The organism is Ensifer sp. ZNC0028 (assembly GCF_000799055.1).
Classification (GTDB): domain Bacteria; phylum Pseudomonadota; class Alphaproteobacteria; order Rhizobiales; family Rhizobiaceae; genus Ensifer.
Genome location: NZ_JTLA01000280.1, coordinates 1 through 249, shown reverse-complemented (window position 1 = coordinate 249; position 249 = coordinate 1). Strand labels below are relative to the sequence as shown.

General features: G+C 65.5%; 1 pseudogene. It reads left to right on the top strand.

Annotated elements, in window-relative coordinates:
• Positions 1–249 (top strand): annotated as a pseudogene (locus L981_RS33010) (alpha/beta hydrolase); the annotation flags it as partial.

Below are 249 nucleotides of genomic sequence, written 5' to 3'. Positions count from 1 at the left end.
GCACCAGCCGGATCGCCAAGGCCGGTTTGATCTCGGCGGTGCCGCCGCTGATGGTCAAGACCGACAAGAACCCTGGCGGCCTGCCGAAGGAGGTCTTCGACGGCCTGCAGGCGGCAAGCCTGAAGGATCGCTCGAAGCTCTATCGCGACATCGCGTCCGGCCCGTTCTTCGGCTTCAACCGCCCGGGTGCGGTTGCCTCTCAGGGCATGATCGACAGTTTCTGGCTGCAGGGCATGATGGCCGGCCACA